At 56.7% G+C, this 15,411-nt stretch carries 14 protein-coding genes; 8 read left to right on the forward strand and 6 right to left on the reverse strand.

Features of this window, described 5'->3' with window-relative positions:
• Nucleotides 1–310 precede the first annotated feature (310 nt).
• Nucleotides 311–3,835 (reverse strand): pyruvate:ferredoxin (flavodoxin) oxidoreductase, encoded by a 3,525-nt coding sequence (nifJ, locus tag HBA26_RS12075; protein WP_126345479.1) that lies wholly within the window; start codon nucleotides 3,833–3,835, stop codon nucleotides 311–313.
• A gap of 271 nt (nucleotides 3,836–4,106) precedes the next feature.
• Here nifJ and HBA26_RS12080 point away from each other — a divergent pair, with 271 nt between their 5' ends.
• Complete coding sequence (locus tag HBA26_RS12080; protein WP_028013313.1) at nucleotides 4,107–4,373, forward strand: DUF333 domain-containing protein; 267 nt, start codon at nucleotides 4,107–4,109, stop codon at nucleotides 4,371–4,373.
• Here HBA26_RS12080 and hslJ read toward each other — a convergent pair whose 3' ends face one another.
• From hslJ to HBA26_RS12100, 4 genes are all read right to left on the reverse strand, one after another.
• The gene (gene hslJ / locus HBA26_RS12085) at nucleotides 4,374–4,811 is read right to left on the reverse strand and encodes a heat shock protein HslJ (protein WP_126345480.1); all 438 of its coding nucleotides are present in this window, start codon (nucleotides 4,809–4,811) and stop codon (nucleotides 4,374–4,376) included. It lies immediately after the preceding gene.
• 126 nt (nucleotides 4,812–4,937) lie between these two features.
• Nucleotides 4,938–5,066, reverse strand: coding sequence for a DUF2474 domain-containing protein (locus HBA26_RS12090; RefSeq protein ID WP_008501283.1), 129 nt, complete (start codon nucleotides 5,064–5,066; stop codon nucleotides 4,938–4,940).
• The gene (cydB, locus tag HBA26_RS12095) at nucleotides 5,066–6,076 is read right to left on the reverse strand and encodes a cytochrome d ubiquinol oxidase subunit II (protein WP_126345481.1); all 1,011 of its coding nucleotides are present in this window, start codon (nucleotides 6,074–6,076) and stop codon (nucleotides 5,066–5,068) included. The genes HBA26_RS12090 and cydB overlap by 1 nt, the downstream gene beginning before the upstream one ends.
• Nucleotides 6,076–7,476, reverse strand: a complete 1,401-nt coding sequence (locus tag HBA26_RS12100) for a cytochrome ubiquinol oxidase subunit I (protein WP_126345482.1) — start codon at nucleotides 7,474–7,476, stop codon at nucleotides 6,076–6,078. Before HBA26_RS12100 ends, cydB begins: the two co-directional genes overlap by 1 nt.
• Before the next feature lie 393 nt (nucleotides 7,477–7,869).
• Between HBA26_RS12100 and HBA26_RS12105 the strand changes: the two genes are divergently transcribed.
• The 7 genes from HBA26_RS12105 to patD all read left to right on the forward strand — a co-directional run bounded on the left by HBA26_RS12105 (nucleotide 7,870) and on the right by patD (nucleotide 15,187).
• Nucleotides 7,870–8,058, forward strand: coding sequence for a hypothetical protein (locus tag HBA26_RS12105; RefSeq protein WP_028013309.1), 189 nt, complete (start codon nucleotides 7,870–7,872; stop codon nucleotides 8,056–8,058).
• Nucleotides 8,059–8,139: 81 nt separating this feature from the next.
• Nucleotides 8,140–9,549 (forward strand): PLP-dependent aminotransferase family protein, encoded by a 1,410-nt coding sequence (locus HBA26_RS12110; RefSeq protein ID WP_049136489.1) that lies wholly within the window; start codon nucleotides 8,140–8,142, stop codon nucleotides 9,547–9,549.
• Between the two features lie 270 nt (nucleotides 9,550–9,819).
• Entirely contained in the window at nucleotides 9,820–10,965 is a 1,146-nt protein-coding gene (gene ydcS, locus HBA26_RS12115) for a putative ABC transporter substrate-binding protein YdcS (protein WP_126345483.1), read from the forward strand.
• A gap of 17 nt (nucleotides 10,966–10,982) precedes the next feature.
• Entirely contained in the window at nucleotides 10,983–11,996 is a 1,014-nt protein-coding gene (locus HBA26_RS12120) for an ABC transporter ATP-binding protein (RefSeq protein ID WP_126345484.1), read from the forward strand.
• Nucleotide 11,997: 1 nt separating this feature from the next.
• Complete coding sequence (locus tag HBA26_RS12125) at nucleotides 11,998–12,942, forward strand: ABC transporter permease (protein ID WP_028013305.1); 945 nt, start codon at nucleotides 11,998–12,000, stop codon at nucleotides 12,940–12,942.
• On the forward strand, nucleotides 12,932–13,738 hold the full coding sequence (locus HBA26_RS12130; protein WP_126345485.1) for an ABC transporter permease: 807 nt from the start codon (nucleotides 12,932–12,934) through the stop codon (nucleotides 13,736–13,738). The genes HBA26_RS12125 and HBA26_RS12130 overlap by 11 nt, the downstream gene beginning before the upstream one ends.
• Before the next feature lie 24 nt (nucleotides 13,739–13,762).
• Entirely contained in the window at nucleotides 13,763–15,187 is a 1,425-nt protein-coding gene (gene patD / locus HBA26_RS12135; protein ID WP_126345486.1) for an aminobutyraldehyde dehydrogenase, read from the forward strand.
• Between the two features lie 39 nt (nucleotides 15,188–15,226).
• Here patD and HBA26_RS12140 read toward each other — a convergent pair whose 3' ends face one another.
• Nucleotides 15,227–15,409: a DUF1869 domain-containing protein gene (locus HBA26_RS12140; RefSeq protein WP_003856955.1), complete on the reverse strand. Its 183-nt coding sequence runs from the start codon at nucleotides 15,407–15,409 to the stop codon at nucleotides 15,227–15,229.
• Nucleotides 15,410–15,411: the final 2 nt, after the last annotated feature.

A 15,411-nucleotide genomic window follows, 5' to 3' on the forward strand; every position in this document is an offset into this window, starting at 1 on the left:
AGATGTGTATAAGAGACAGAAATATAATTGTTACTAATTGAGTAAAATCTCAAATGAATAAATCCGCGGAAATGATCATTGTTGTGGTGAATGATTGAAAATGATTCATATTAAATAAAAATTATTAATCAGCGGTTGAATCAGGTAATCTCTGCGGCGTTATATGTCTTTAAGATTATTTATCCATAATTATCGTGAATGTCATTTGGGAAACTAAAGAGAGATTCATTAATTATCTGGATTAGCCCGGTGTGAAGACATCGGGCTTTTTTTATGGCAAAAAAATGCCCGGACAAGCCGGGCAGTGGAGTTAGTCGCTGGTTGATTTTTCGGCTTTACCCGCCATTTGTGCCAGGAAGTCATACCGTTTTTGCAGATCTTCGGCGGCGTCTTTCCAGAGCTGTTCTGCCACCTCAGGCTGTTGCGCATTAAGACGGCGGAAGCGCTGTTCCTGCATCAGCGTCTCTGCCAGGGCATCTGACGGCGGACGTGAATCCAGCGCCAGCGGTAATTTGCCCTCGTCCGCACGGCGCGGATCGAACCGGTAGAGCGGCCAGAAGCCGGTGGCCGTCAGCTGACGCATCTGATCGTGGCTGAGGGCCAGGTCGTAGCCATGCTCTTCGCACGGGCTGTAGGCAATGATCAGCGACGGCCCCGGATACGCTTCAGCCTCCTGAATGGCTTTCACCGTCTGGTTAAGCTGCGCCCCCAGCGAGATTTGCGCGACGTAAACGTGGCCGTACATCATCATGCTCACGCCGAGATCCTTACGTGCCTTGCGTTTACCGTGTTCACCAAATTTCGTGACGGCGCCCAGCGGCGTGGCTTTCGATGCCTGCCCACCGGTATTGGAATAACACTGCGTATCCAGAACCAGAATGTTGACGTTTTCGGTCAGGCTTAACACATGATCCAGCCCGCCAAAGCCGATGTCGTAAGCCCAGCCGTCACCGCCAATCAGCCAGATCGATTTTTCGACCAGGGCGTCAGCGTCGGTCAGAAGCTGTTCAGCGCCGTCAATTCCCTTGAGTGCGCTGCGAAGTGCAGCTACCTGCTCGCGACGAACCTCTGGCGTGGCTTCTGCGTGTAGCGCCGCGTTAAGTTCAGCCGGGATCTTATCGGCAAATTGTTCAAGCAGGCGCATGACACGCGCGCGGTGCTGGTCAACGGTGAGTCGGAAGCCCAGACCAAATTCGGCGTTATCCTCGAATAACGAGTTTGCCCATGCCGGACCGCGCCCATTCGCATCGGTGGTGTACGGCGTGGAGGGCAGGTTACCGCCATAGATAGACGAGCAGCCGGTGGCGTTGGCAATCAGCATCCTGTCACCATACAGCTGGGTAAGCAGTTTGATGTACGGCGTTTCACCGCAGCCGGAGCAGGCGCCGGAGTACTCGAACAGCGGCGTGATCAGCTGCGAGGTACGAATATCAATGCGTTCCAGCTTGCTGCGATCGATTTCCGGCAGGTTCAGGAAGAAGTCATAATTCACTTTTTCTTCTTCAACGTGTTCAAGGCGCGACATCATATTGATGGCTTTGATGTCCGGGTTCTGGCGATCTTTTGCCGGGCAGACCTCAACGCACAGGTTACACCCGGTGCAGTCTTCCGGTGCGACCTGCAGAACGTATTTCTGGCCGCGCATGTCGCGGGATTTTACATCCAGAGAGTGCAGGCTGGCCGGGGCATCTTCCATTGCTTCCGGTGACACCACTTTGGCGCGAATGGCCGAGTGCGGGCAGGCCGCGACGCAGTGGTTACACTGGGTACAGAGTTCTTCTTTCCAGATGGGGATCGCTTCGGCGATGTTGCGTTTTTCCCAGCGGGTGGTACCCATCGGCCAGGTTCCGTCCGGCGGCAGCGCAGAGACGGGCAGGGCGTCACCCAGCCCGGCCAGCATGGCGGCCGTGACGGTCTTCACGAAATCAGGTGCGGAATCCGAGACCACCGGAGGGCGATTCGGGCTGGCGTCATTGACCGGCTGCAGCGGCACCTCGAACAGGGACTCGCGCGCCAGCGCCAGCGCCTGCCAGTTTCGCTCTACCAGTTCCTGCCCCTTGCTGCTGTAGCTTTTGGCGATGGCGCCCTGAAGTTCCACCAGCGCGCTGTCGCCCGGCAGGATATTGGTCAGATGGAAGAAGGCCATTTGCATGACGGTATTAATACGCGCGGCTAGGCCACATTCGCGGGCAATTTTCGCCGCGTTAACCACATAGAATCGGGCTTTTTTCTGATTCAGCACCGTCTGTACTTCCTGCGGCAGGCGCGCCCAGACCTCATCCGAATTGTATGGCGTATTGAGGAGGAAAATACCGCCGGGCTTCAGGCGCTCAGCCATCTGGTACTTGTCGATAAACTGCAGCTGATGGCAGCCAACAAAGTCGGCCTGAGAAATAAGGTAGGCCGAGCGGATGGGCTGCTCGCTGACGCGCAGGTGAGAAACGGTCAGACCGCCGGCTTTCTTGGAGTCGTAGACGAAGTAACCCTGCGCGTACCACGGGGTTGAATTGCCGATGATCTTGATGTTGTTTTTGGTGGCCGAGACGCTGCCGTCGCTGCCCAGGCCGTAGAACAGCGCTTCAAGTTTGGCTGTCGCAGGCAGGGTATTTTCCGGTAAAGGCAGGGAAAGATTCGTTACGTCATCATAAATGCCGACCGTGAAACGCGGCTTAGGTTTCGCTTCCCTTAGCTCGTTAAACACGGCCAGCACGCAGTCCGGGCCAAACTCTTTGGAAGACAGGCCATAGCGACCGCCGATAACGCGCGGTAGCGTTTCACGTTCGCCGTTATTAAAGGCTTCAGCGAGGGCGGTCATCACGTCAAGATACAGCGGTTCCGCGTGTGCGCCAGGCTCTTTGGTTCGATCGAGCACCGCCACGGTACGCGCGCTTTCCGGCAGGGCAGAGAGCAGATGTTTAGCCGAGAACGGGCGGTAAAGACGCACTTTAAGCACGCCGACCTTTTCGCCGCGGGTCAGCAGCTCGTCAACGACTTCTTCACAGGTGCCGATAGCAGATCCCATCAGCACAATCACGCGCTCGGCCTGCGGATGGCCGTAGTATTCGAACGGCTTGTACTCGCGTCCGGTTGCGGCGGCAAAGTCATTCATTGCCTGCTCGACGTGGTCATAAACCGCGTTGTACCACGGGTTTGTGGCCTCGCGTGACTGGAAATAAGTATCCGGGTTTGCCGATGTCCCGCGAATTACCGGATGTTCCGGGTTCAGGGCGCGGGCGCGATGCGCGTCAATTTCCGCCTGCGGCAGCAGATCCAGGATAGTCTCGTCAGCCAGCGGGACGATTTTGTTGATTTCGTGAGAGGTGCGGAAACCATCAAAGAAGTGAATAAACGGCACGCGACTTTTAAGCGTGGCGATATGCGAAATTAAGGCAAAGTCCTGCGCTTCCTGAACGCTGCTGGCGCACAGCATCGCGCACCCGGTCTGGCGCACGGCCATCACGTCCGAGTGATCGCCAAAAATTGAAAGTGCGTGGGTGGCCACGGTACGCGCCGCGACGTGCAGGACGAAGGGGGTCAGTTGACCCGCGAGTTTGTACAGCGTTGGGATCATCAACAGCAATCCCTGAGAGGAGGTGAACGACGTGGAAAGCGCGCCAGTCTGCAGCGCACCGTGGACCGTAGCAATCGCACCCGCTTCAGACTGCATTTCAACCACTCTCGGGACATCGCCCCAGACGTTTTTTAACCCGTTTCCCGCCCAGGCATCCGCCTGCTCGGCCATAGTTGAACTTGGCGTGATCGGATAAATGGCGATAACTTCACTGGTGCGAAACGCGACTGAGGCAACTGCACCATTACCGTCAATAGTTTGCATAGGACGACACCCTTACATTGCGCAAAAAATAGGGGGCTGTCATAAGGCGACAAACCCTGAATATTATCTGTGTAGTCTAGCAAACAGGGGGTTTTACGATTTTCGCTTTTGTGTCCTCGGTATTCCCACCATCAATGGTTAGATCAAACTTAGGGCGAAAAAATTGCGAGAAATTGTTTCAGCGGCGCATAAATACGCACTTCCGCTCTCGACGACACGGGATGTGATGCCTATTATGCTTAGGTTTCGCACTAATTACGGGGAAGAGAGCATGCGTTCAGCATTTTGGGTAGGGTGTGCCGCGTTGTTGTTGTCGGCATGTAGCAGTGAACCTGTGCAGCAGGCCACGGCGGCCCACGTGGCGCCGGGAATGAAAGCGGCAATGTCCAGTTCAGGCCAGGCCAACTGCGCCATGATTGGCGGCTCGCTGTCTGTTGCCCGCCAGCTTGACGGTTCGGCTATTGGGATGTGCGCCTTGCCAAACGGCAAACGCTGCAGTGAACAGTCGCTTGCCGTTGGAAGCTGCGGTAGCTACTGATTATTCTGCTCGCTTAAACATCAGCGTCTTATCGGCCGTCGCCAGCGTCAGCTGGTCTTCAGTCAGGTCGACCTGCGCCCCTTTGCGCAGCATGTCGCCGATGGCCTGATCCAGCTCGTTAAGCTGTGGTTCGGTACAAAGTTTGCGGGTCATCGCCAGCGTTTTCACTTTCAGCTCACCTTCGGACAGCTTCCCCTGCCCGTTGAAGCGGTTACACATCTGGCCCGAAACGCTAATGTTATTAATGAGGCTAATGTCGGGAAGCGCGTTAAAAGCGATCTCAGGCTGCGTTGTCATGCCCTTCACGGATTTGCCGTCCACGTTTTCCAGAACAAAACGGTGGCTCTTCAGCTGATCCGGCTGAACGGATGCTTTGCCCGGATTAACGCAGCCGCTGAGGACAAGGCTGATAACACTTAACGCGATGAGCTTTTTCATTTTTCTTCTCAAATAATAAATTCTGTGAATCTTTTACCAGTGTAACGATACTCTGCGGTGCGTTAATGGGGTTTATCTGAAAGTGCGGGGTGGTGACGGGCAGCGCAGGGCTGCCCGGAATGAAGTTTAATGCGATTTAAACCCGGCAGCCGTCATCAGCATGCGAAAGAGCATGCTGACTGCTGCCAGCGCAAGTACGCTGCCGCCCCAGATAATGGCCAGCCACAGCAATCTTTTCCAGACAGGTTGTTGCATCAGTGATAACCCTCCCCAGGCTGAACTTTGCCGCGAAATACGTAGTAGCTCCAGAAGGTGTAGACCAGAATAACGGGAATGATCAACAGCGCGCCCACCAGCATAAAGCCCTGGCTTTGCGTCGGCGCGGCGGCCTGCCAAAGGGTGATCGACGGCGGTATGATATGCGGCCAGATGCTGATCCCAAGCCCGCTAAAGCCGAGAAATATTAGCCCCAGCGTCAGAATAAACGGCCAAGTATGGCTGTCAGGATTACTCAGGCAGCGCCACTGGTAGAAGCTAAACATGACGACCAGGGCAGGGACGGGCAGCAGATAAAACAGATTCGGCAGCGTAAACCAGCGCGCCGCGATGGCCGGGTGCGCCAGCGGCGTCCAGAGGCTGATCGCTGCGATAAACGCCAGCAGCACGATTAACAGCGTTTTCGACACCTCACGCATCCGCTGCTGCAGCGCATTTTCGCTTTTCATCACCAGCCAGGTTGAGCCTAACAGCGCGTAGGCCACCACCAGACCCGCGCCGCAGAACAAGTTAAACGCGGTAAACCAGTCAAACGGTCCGCCGGTATACGTTCTGCCAGTGACGCTAAAGCCGTTAATGACGGCACCTACCGTCACCCCCTGGGTAAAGGTCGCCAGAACGGAACCGCCAATAAACGCCTTATCCCAGAAAGGACGGTGGGCCGGCGTGGCTTTAAAGCGAAATTCAAACGCCACGCCGCGGAATATAAGTCCGATCAGCATTAACGTCAGCGGAATGGTCAGAGCATCAACAATCACCGCATAGGCCAGTGGGAATGCACCGAACAGGGCGGCACCACCTAGCACCAACCAGGTCTCATTGCCGTCCCAGACCGGTGCGACGCTGTTGACCATCACGTCGCGATCGTCGGCGTTTTGTGTTGCCGGGAACAGAATACCGATTCCCAGATCAAACCCGTCCATGACGATATACATCAGCGTGGCAAAGACGATGATGACAAACCAGATAATGGAAAGATCGATACCCATTATGGCTGCTCCTTATGTTCAGCTGTGACGGCAGAAAGCGGGCGCGCCGGGCGTCCATCGGACTCGGTGGCGAACGATTCATGCGGCTGCGGGCCTTTTCGGATGAGGCGCACCATATAGCTATAGCCCACGCCGAATACCGAGGTATAGACGACGAAGAAGGCCAGCAGGCTCACGCTCATATGCAGGTCACCATGGGCTGAAACCGCATCCTTTGTTCGCTGGAGTCCGTAGACCACCCACGGCTGGCGGCCGACTTCGGTGGTGACCCATCCGGCCAGAATGGCAATCAGCCCGGATGGCCCCATCAGCAGGGCAAACCACAGGAACGGACGCGAAGAATAAACCCGCTTTTTATAACGCAGCCAGAGCGCCACTACTCCAAGCAGCAGCATCAGCATCCCTAAACCCGCCATAATGCGGAACGACCAGAAGACGATGGTGGAATTAGGACGGTCTTCTTTTGGAAACTCTTTTAGCGCAGGGACCTGTTTATCCAGGCTGTGCGTCAGGATGAGGCTACCCAGCGCCGGGATCGCCAGTCCAAAGCGGGTGCGTTCCTGCTCCATGTCAGGCCAGCCAAACAGCAGCAGCGGGGTAGGCTCGCCCGGCGGATTTTCCCAATGGCCTTCAATAGCGGCAATCTTGGCGGGCTGATGCTTTAAGGTGTTCAAACCGTGCATATCGCCAACCAGGGCCTGGATGGGTGCAACAATCAGCGTCATCCACAGTGCCATCGAAAACATCGCCCGAATGGCAGGGGTATTATTCCCGCGCAGCAGATGCCATGCCGCGGATGCACCGACAAACAGGGCGCTACTCAGGAATGCCGCAATCGACATATGCAGCAGGCGGTAGGGGAAGGAGGGGTTAAATACCACGGCGAACCAGTCCACCGGTACCACCTGTCCGTTGACGATCTCGTAGCCTTGCGGGGTCTGCATCCAGCTGTTCGAGGAGAGGATCCAGAAGGTTGAGATAATGGTGCCCAGCGCCACCATGCAGGTGGAGAAGAAGTGCAGCCCTGGCCCCACTTTATTCCAGCCGAACAGCATCACGCCGAGGAACCCGGCTTCAAGGAAGAAGGCGGTAAGCACTTCATAGGTCAGCAGCGGGCCGGTAATGCTGCCTGCAAACTGCGAAAAGCCGCTCCAGTTGAAGCCAAACTGGTAGGCCATCACCAGCCCGGAGACCACGCCCATGCCAAAATTGACGGCGAAAATCTTCGACCAGAAATGGTACAGCGAGCGCCAGACCGGATTTTTTGTTTTCAGCCACAGCCCTTCGAGCACGGCAAGATAGCTGGCCAGGCCGATGGTGATGGCCGGGAAAATAATGTGAAAGGATACGGTAAAGGCAAACTGTATCCGCGCAAGGTGAAAAGCATCTAAACCAAACATGCACAGCCTCAATGTCAAACGGTGTACTGTTATGCTATAGGGGCAACGTTCGGACTTTCAGACGCAGAAAAGTCATTTTTAACCATAACAGTTGGCATAAAACGTATGCTTTAGCTATCAGATATACCTCGCCAACGAGGAATAAAAATATTCTTTTTATGAATTTTCCGCATTAAACCGCTTGCTTTGTCGTCATCGCCGTGCGTTAATGGTCTTCTGGTTTTGAGTCCAAAAAAATATCTGACGTAGTTTCATAAAGCAGTTCTCATCACGTTGTGCCTCTCCGCAGCCTCTCTTGGGTCTTTATCTACATTCCGATTAGTTTTGTTTAAAACCATTATTGCCTGATCGGCTCATGAGTAATTTACGTTTTTACGTTCACAGGAGAATCCTATGACTTCTTATATCCATTTCCGCTGCCCATGCTGTCATGGCTCGCAGTACCGCACCTCAGTCTTTGATGTATCTGAGAAAAACCCGCTCGGTGCGAAATGCATCTTTTGCAAATCGTCAATGATCACGCTCGATCACCTGGCCGCTGCGCGTCAGGCGCAAAGCCACGTTACCGAGTACCGTAAGTAATTTTTACTTAAACTATAACAGTTAGCAAAATCTTCTCTTTTTCTCCTGCTGATATACACTGTCGGCAATAAGGAGAATCTGATGAAAAAATACCAGCGTCTGGCGCAACAAATTATCTCGCAGATTGAGCTTGGCGTTTGGCTGCCGGGCGATAAGCTGCCTTCCCTGCGAGAGCAGGTGGCAAGCAGCGGCATGAGCTTTATGACCGTTGGCCACGCGTATCAGATGCTGGAAAGTCAGGGGCGCATTGTCGCCAGGCCGCAGTCGGGCTATTACGTTGCCTCGCGCCCGACCGCACAACAGCCTGCGCCGCCTGCCCAGGTAATGCGTGATGAAGCGGTAGATATAAACACCTATATCTTCGAGGTCTTACAGGCCAGCCGCGATCCGTCCGTTGTTCCCTTCGCCTCCGCGTTTCCCGACCCCCGGCTTTTCCCGCTTCAGCAGCTCAACCGCTCGCTGGCAAACGTCAGTAAAACCGCTACCGCAATGAGCGTGATTGAGAACCTGCCGCCCGGCAACGCTGAACTCCGTCACGCCATTGCGCGCCGTTATGCGCAGCAGGGGATGAACATCTCGCCAGACGAGATCGTCATTACCGCAGGCGCCCTTGAGGCCCTCAACCTGAGTTTGCAGGCGGTGACGGAGCCAGGAGACTGGGTGATTGTTGAAAACCCGTGTTTTTACGGCGCGCTGCAGGCGCTGGAGCGTCTGAAGCTAAAAGCGCTGTCAGTCGCCACAGACGTTCGGGAGGGGATCGATCTGAATGCGCTGGAGCAGGCGCTGAACGACTACCCCGTAAAAGCCTGCTGGCTCATGACCAACGGCCAAAACCCGCTTGGCTTTACGCTAAGTGCGGAAAAAAAAGCGCGTCTGGTCGCGCTCCTGACGGAGCACAACGTCACTTTGATCGAGGACGATGTCTACAGCGAGCTCTATTTTGGTCGCGAAAAACCGCTTCCGGCCAAAGCCTGGGACCGGGTAGATATGACGCTTCACTGCTCCTCCTTTTCAAAATGCCTGGTGGCGGGGTTTCGCATCGGCTGGGTGGCGGCAGGAAAACACGCGCGCCGCATTCAGCAGCTGCAGCTGATGAGCACGCTTTCAACCAGTTCCCCCATGCAGCTGGCGCTGGTGGACTATCTGGCGACAAAACGCTACGACGCCCATCTGCGCCGCCTGCGACGAACCCTCGCAGAGCGAAAACAGCAGGCGTGGCAGTCGCTTCTGCGCCATATGCCCGCCGGTGTCAAAATCCACCACAACGACAGCGGCTACTTTTTATGGCTGGAGCTACCTGCGCGGCTGGACGCGGGGCTGCTGAGCGAAAAGGCCTTAACGCACCACATCAGCATTGCGCCCGGAAAGATGTTTTCCACCTCTGACGCGTGGACGCCGTTCTTCCGGTTTAATACGTCCTGGGCGTGGGGCGAGCGGGAAGAGCAGGCGGTCATTCAGTTAGGTAAATTAATTAGCACAATGATGGAATAACTTTTCCCCTTTATTTGAATAATCATTTCTTATCCTGACGACGGCACGGCAAATATTTTGCGGTGCCGTATCATATGAAATCTGCATACCGGCTTTCGCGGCTAACTCCTTGTCTATAATCCAGTTAACGGGGAATGCGTCCTCGGTCACACCTTGATGAAATTTCCTTAAGCCGAACGGTGCGGCGCATTTGCGCGGTCTACGTTTAATAAGGGAGATATTTTTACGGCACGGCTGCCGCTAAATTTCATTGCGACAGGAGTAACTCTTATGAGCAAAAAATTTGCCCGCAGCAGCCTGTGCGCGCTCGGCATGGCTATCATGACCGCGCAAGCCGCAGAACCACCAAAGGCCATTGGCGACGGGGAAGGCCGACTGGATATTATCGCCTGGCCGGGGTACATCGAACGCGGACAGACGGATAAAAATTATGACTGGGTTACCCAGTTTGAAAAAGAGACCGGCTGCGCGGTCAACGTTAAAACGGCGGCCACGTCCGATGAAATGGTCAGCCTGATGGCGAAGGGAGGTTACGACCTTGTCACCGCGTCAGGTGATGCCTCGCTCCGCCTGATTATGGGAAAACGCGTTCAGCCGATTAACCCGGAACTGATCCCCAACTGGAAAACCCTTGACCCGCGCATCGTGAAGGGCGAGTGGTTTAACGTGGGCGGCAAGGTCTACGGCACGCCGTATCAGTGGGGGCCCAATCTGTTGATGTACAACACCAAAACCTTCCCGACGCCGCCGGACAGCTGGAGCGTGGTCTTTACGAAGCAGGATTTGCCGGACGGCAAAACCAATCAGGGACGCGTGCAGGCGTACGACGGCCCGATTTATATCGCCGATGCGGCGCTGTTCGTCAAAGCCACTCAGCCGCAGCTGGGTATTAGCGACCCGTATCAGCTCACTGAAGAACAGTATGCCGCCGTGCTCAAGGTACTTCGCGACCAGCATGCCCTGATCCACCGCTACTGGCATGACACCACCGTCCAGATGAGCGACTTCAAAAATGAAGGCGTCGTGGCCTCCAGCGCCTGGCCGTATCAGGCTAATGCCCTGAAGGGCGAGAACCAGCCCGTTGCCACCGTCTTCCCGAAAGAGGGGGTGACCGGCTGGGCGGATACCACCATGCTGCATGCGCAGGCAAAACACCCGATGTGCGCCTACAAGTGGATGAACTGGTCGCTCACGCCGAAAGTGCAGGGCGATCTGGCGGCATGGTTTGGCTCGCTGCCCGTCGTGCCTGAAGGGTGTAAGGCCAGCACGCTGCTGGGTGACAAGGGCTGTGAAACCAACGGCTATAACTATTTTGACAAAATCATGTTCTGGAAAACCCCCATCGCAGAAGGCGGAAAATATGTGCCTTACAGCCGCTGGACGCAGGATTACATCGCCATCATGGGTGGTCGTTAATCATCCGGGAGCAGAACATGACGTACGCGGTAGAGTTTAATGACGTTTCCCGTCTGTACGGCGACGTGCGGGCGGTGGATGGGGTCACCATTGCCGTTCGTGACGGAGAATTCTTCTCCATGCTGGGGCCTTCGGGCTCCGGCAAAACCACCTGCCTGCGTCTGATTGCCGGCTTTGAGCAGCTGTCAGGCGGCACGATATCTATCTTTGGCAAAGAGGCGAGCGCGCTGCCGCCGTGGGAGCGGGACGTGAACACCGTATTCCAGGATTACGCGCTGTTCCCGCATATGTCGATCCTCGATAACGTCGCCTACGGGCTGATGGTGAAAGGCGTCGACAAGAAAAAACGCCACGCGCAGGCTCGCGACGCGCTGGAAAAAGTGGGCTTAAGCTTTGCCGTCGCCCGCAAGCCTTCGCAGCTTTCCGGAGGCCAGCGCCAGCGTGTGGCCATCGCGCGGGCGCTGGTGAATGAACCGCGCGTCCTGCTGCTCGACGAGCCGTTAGGCGCGCTCGATCTCAAGCTGCGGGAGCAGATGCAGTTCGAGCTGAAGAAACTTCAGCAGGAACTCGGCATCACCTTTATTTTCGTCACCCACGATCAGGGTGAAGCCCTCTCCATGTCGGACCGGGTGGCGGTGTTCAATAATGGGCGCATCGAGCAGGTCGATACCCCGCGCGATCTCTACATGCGCCCGCGCACGCCGTTTGTCGCCGGTTTTGTCGGCACCTCGAACGTCTTCGATGCAGGCCTGGCGCATAAAGTCTGCGGCATGGAGGGCAGCTATTCCCTGCGTCCGGAACATATCCGCCTGAATGAGGGGGGTGAGGTTCAGGTGCAGGGCATCGTCCAGGCCGTTCAGTATCAGGGGGCTGCCACGCGCCTTGAGCTCAGGCTCGCCGACGGTGCCAAACTGCTGGTGAGCCAGGCCAATCTCAGCGATTTCTCGCCGCTAAGCGGCATTGCGCCGGGGCAGGCCGTCACGGCGTCGTGGTCGCGCGAGGCGATGATTCGCCTGCAGGAGGAGAGGTGAAATGGCTATGAGTGTCGCGCACCCTCCCGCCCCACGCGGCCGCATAAGCCGCATTACGTCACTGTTCTGGCGTAAACCGTCGCTCGGACTGTTCCTGCTTCTGCTTGCACCGCTGATGTGGTTTGGCATCGTCTATTTAGGATCGCTGCTGACCCTTTTGTGGCAGGGGTTTTACACCTTTGACGATTTCACCATGGCGGTCACGCCGGATCTGACCCTGGCGAACGTACTGGCGCTCTTCAACCCGGCAAACTACGACATCATCCTGCGCACGTTAACGATGGCGATTGCGGTGACGATTGCCAGCGCAATTCTGGCGTTCCCGATGGCCTGGTACATGGCGCGATACACCCGCGGCAAGTGGAAAGCGTTTTTCTATATCGCCGTGATGCTGCCAATGTGGGCGAGCTACATCGTCAAAGCCTACGCCTGGACGCTGCTGCTGGCGAAGGACGGCGTGGCACAATGGTTCCTCAACCACCTTGGGCTGGAGCCGCTCCTGACCTCGATCCTTACGCTACCAGCGGTAGGCGGCAACACCTTATCCACCTCCGGGCTGGGGCGGTTTCTGGTCTTCGTCTATATCTGGCTGCCGTTTATGATCCTGCCCGTTCAGGCGGCGCTGGAACGTCTGCCGGCTTCGCTGCTGCAGGCCTCAGCCGATCTCGGCGCGCGCCCGCGCCAGACCTTCCGCTATGTCGTTCTGCCGCTGGCTATCCCGGGCATTGCCGCGGGCTCAATCTTCACCTTTTCCCTGACGCTGGGGGATTTCATCGTACCGCAGCTGGTTGGGCCGCCGGGGTTTTTCATCGGTAACATGGTTTACTCCCAGCAGGGGGCGATCGGCAATATGCCCATGGCCGCCGCGTTCACGCTGGTTCCCATCGTGCTGATTTCACTTTATCTGGCGTTCGTGAAGCGTCTGGGAGCATTCGATGCACTCTGAACGCGCACCGCTGTTCCTGAAAGTGGCAGCGTGGGGAGGTGTCATCTTCCTGCACTTCCCGCTGCTGATTATCGCAGTCTATGCCTTTAATACCGAAGATGCTGCCTACAGCTTTCCGCCTCAGGGGCTGACGCTGAAGTGGTTTACGGCGGCGGCGGGGCGGGGCGATATCATCGAATCGGTGACGTTGTCACTTAAGGTTGCCGCGCTATCCACCGCGATAGCCCTGGTGCTTGGCACGCTTGCTGCAGCGGCGCTCTGGCGAAGCGAGTTTTTTGGCAAGAACGCGATCTCGCTATTGCTGCTGCTGCCGATTGCGTTGCCGGGGATCATCACCGGCCTGGCGCTGCTGACAGCGTTCAAAACAATCAACCTTGAGCCGGGGTTTTTCACCATCGTGGTTGGGCACGCCACGTTTTGCGTGGTGGTGGTCTTCAATAACGTGATTGCCCGGTTCAGACGCACCTCCTGGAGTCTGGTGGAAGCGTCGATGGATCTCGGGGCCGACGGATGGCAAACCTTCCGCTATGTGGTGCTGCCCAACCTGGGCTCCGCGCTGCTGGCCGGGGGAATGCTGGCGTTTGCCCTGTCGTTTGACGAAATTATCGTCACAACCTTTACGGCGGGACACGAACGCACGTTACCGCTGTGGTTGCTCAATCAGCTAGGCCGTCCGCGCGACGTGCCGGTCACCAACGTCGTTGCACTGCTGGTGATGCTGGTAACAACCATCCCCATTCTGGGAGCCTGGTGGCTAACCCGCGACGGCGAGAACATCGCCGGCGGCGGGAAATAACATTGATTTGAACAGGACAATGCTATGCAAACACATCTGCTGATAAAGGGTGAACTGGTTGCCGGAAAGGGAGAAAAACAGCCGGTCTATAACCCGGCCACCGGAGAGGTGCTGCTGGAGATTGCTGAAGCCTCAGCGGCACAGGTCGACGCAGCGGTTCAGGCCGCCGACCGGGCTTTTGCTGAGTGGGGACAAACGACACCGAAAACGCGCGCCGAGTGCCTGCTGAAGCTCGCGGATGCGATTGAAGCGCATGGCGAAGAGTTTGCCCGGCTCGAATCCCTCAACTGCGGCAAGCCGCTGCACTGTGCGCTGGGCGATGAAATTCCCGCAGTGGTCGACGTTTTCCGTTTCTTCGCCGGGGCGGCCCGCTGCCTGAACGGGCTGGCCGCGGGTGAGTATCTTGACGGCCACACGTCGATGATCCGCCGCGACCCGGTGGGCGTGGTTGCCTCTATCGCGCCGTGGAATTACCCGCTGATGATGGCGGCATGGAAGCTGGCGCCTGCGCTGGCGGCCGGTAACTGTGTGGTCATCAAGCCGTCTGAAATCACGCCGCTAACGGCGTTAAAGCTGGCGGAGCTGGCGAAAGATATCTTCCCGGCTGGCGTTCTCAACGTGCTGTTTGGCCGTGGAAAAACGGTGGGCGACCCGCTCACTGGACATGAAAAAGTGCGCATGGTGTCGCTGACCGGTTCGATTGCCACCGGGGAGCATATCATCGGCCACACGGCGTCCTCCATTAAGCGCACCCACATGGAGCTGGGCGGTAAAGCGCCGGTTATCGTGTTCGATGACGCCGACCTGGATGCGGTTGTAGAAGGCGTGCGGACGTTTGGTTTCTACAATGCCGGGCAGGACTGTACGGCGGCCTGCCGTATCTATGCCCAGAAGGGGATCTACACCCGGCTGGTGGAAAAGCTCGGTGCCGCGGTGGCCAGCCTCAAAATGGGTGCCCCGGAGGATGAGTCTACTGAACTCGGTCCGCTCAGCTCGGCTGCCCATCTTTCACGCGTCTGTCAGGCGGTTGACGAGGCGAAAGCCCTTGGCCATATCCGCGTGGTGACGGGCGGGAGCAAAAAAGAGGGGGCGGGCTACTACTTCCAGCCAACGTTGCTGGCCGGGGCGAAACAGGACGATGCCATCGTTCAGCGCGAAGTGTTTGGACCGGTGGTGAGCGTCACCGAATTCGACGATGAAGCGCAGGTCCTGGCCTGGGCGAACGATTCGCAATACGGCCTGGCGTCATCGGTCTGGACGAAAGACGTGGGACGCGCCCATCGCCTGAGCGCGCGTCTGCAGTACGGCTGCACCTGGGTCAATACCCACTTTATGCTGGTGAGCGAAATGCCGCACGGCGGCATGAAATTGTCTGGCTATGGAAAGGATATGTCGGTGTACGGGCTTGAGGATTATACGGTTGTCCGGCATGTGATGATTAAACACTAGAAAACCATGCCCGGCGGTCTGCATCGCCGGGCGTTTGCTTTACCAGCCACACACCTCGTGCTCATTTTCCGTGTCGTAAGCGCGGACGGTATTTACCAGATCTTTTACCACGTCTGCGGCGACGTCGGGGATGAGCAACTCCATGGGGGCCTCTGTTTCATAATCCACCGAGACGCCGTTGCTGTTGTTGGTCACGGTCACTGTGTACGTTGCTTTACCCACGC

The organism is Enterobacter sp. 725m/11 (assembly GCF_011683705.1).
Lineage (GTDB): Bacteria > Pseudomonadota > Gammaproteobacteria > Enterobacterales > Enterobacteriaceae > Enterobacter > Enterobacter bugandensis.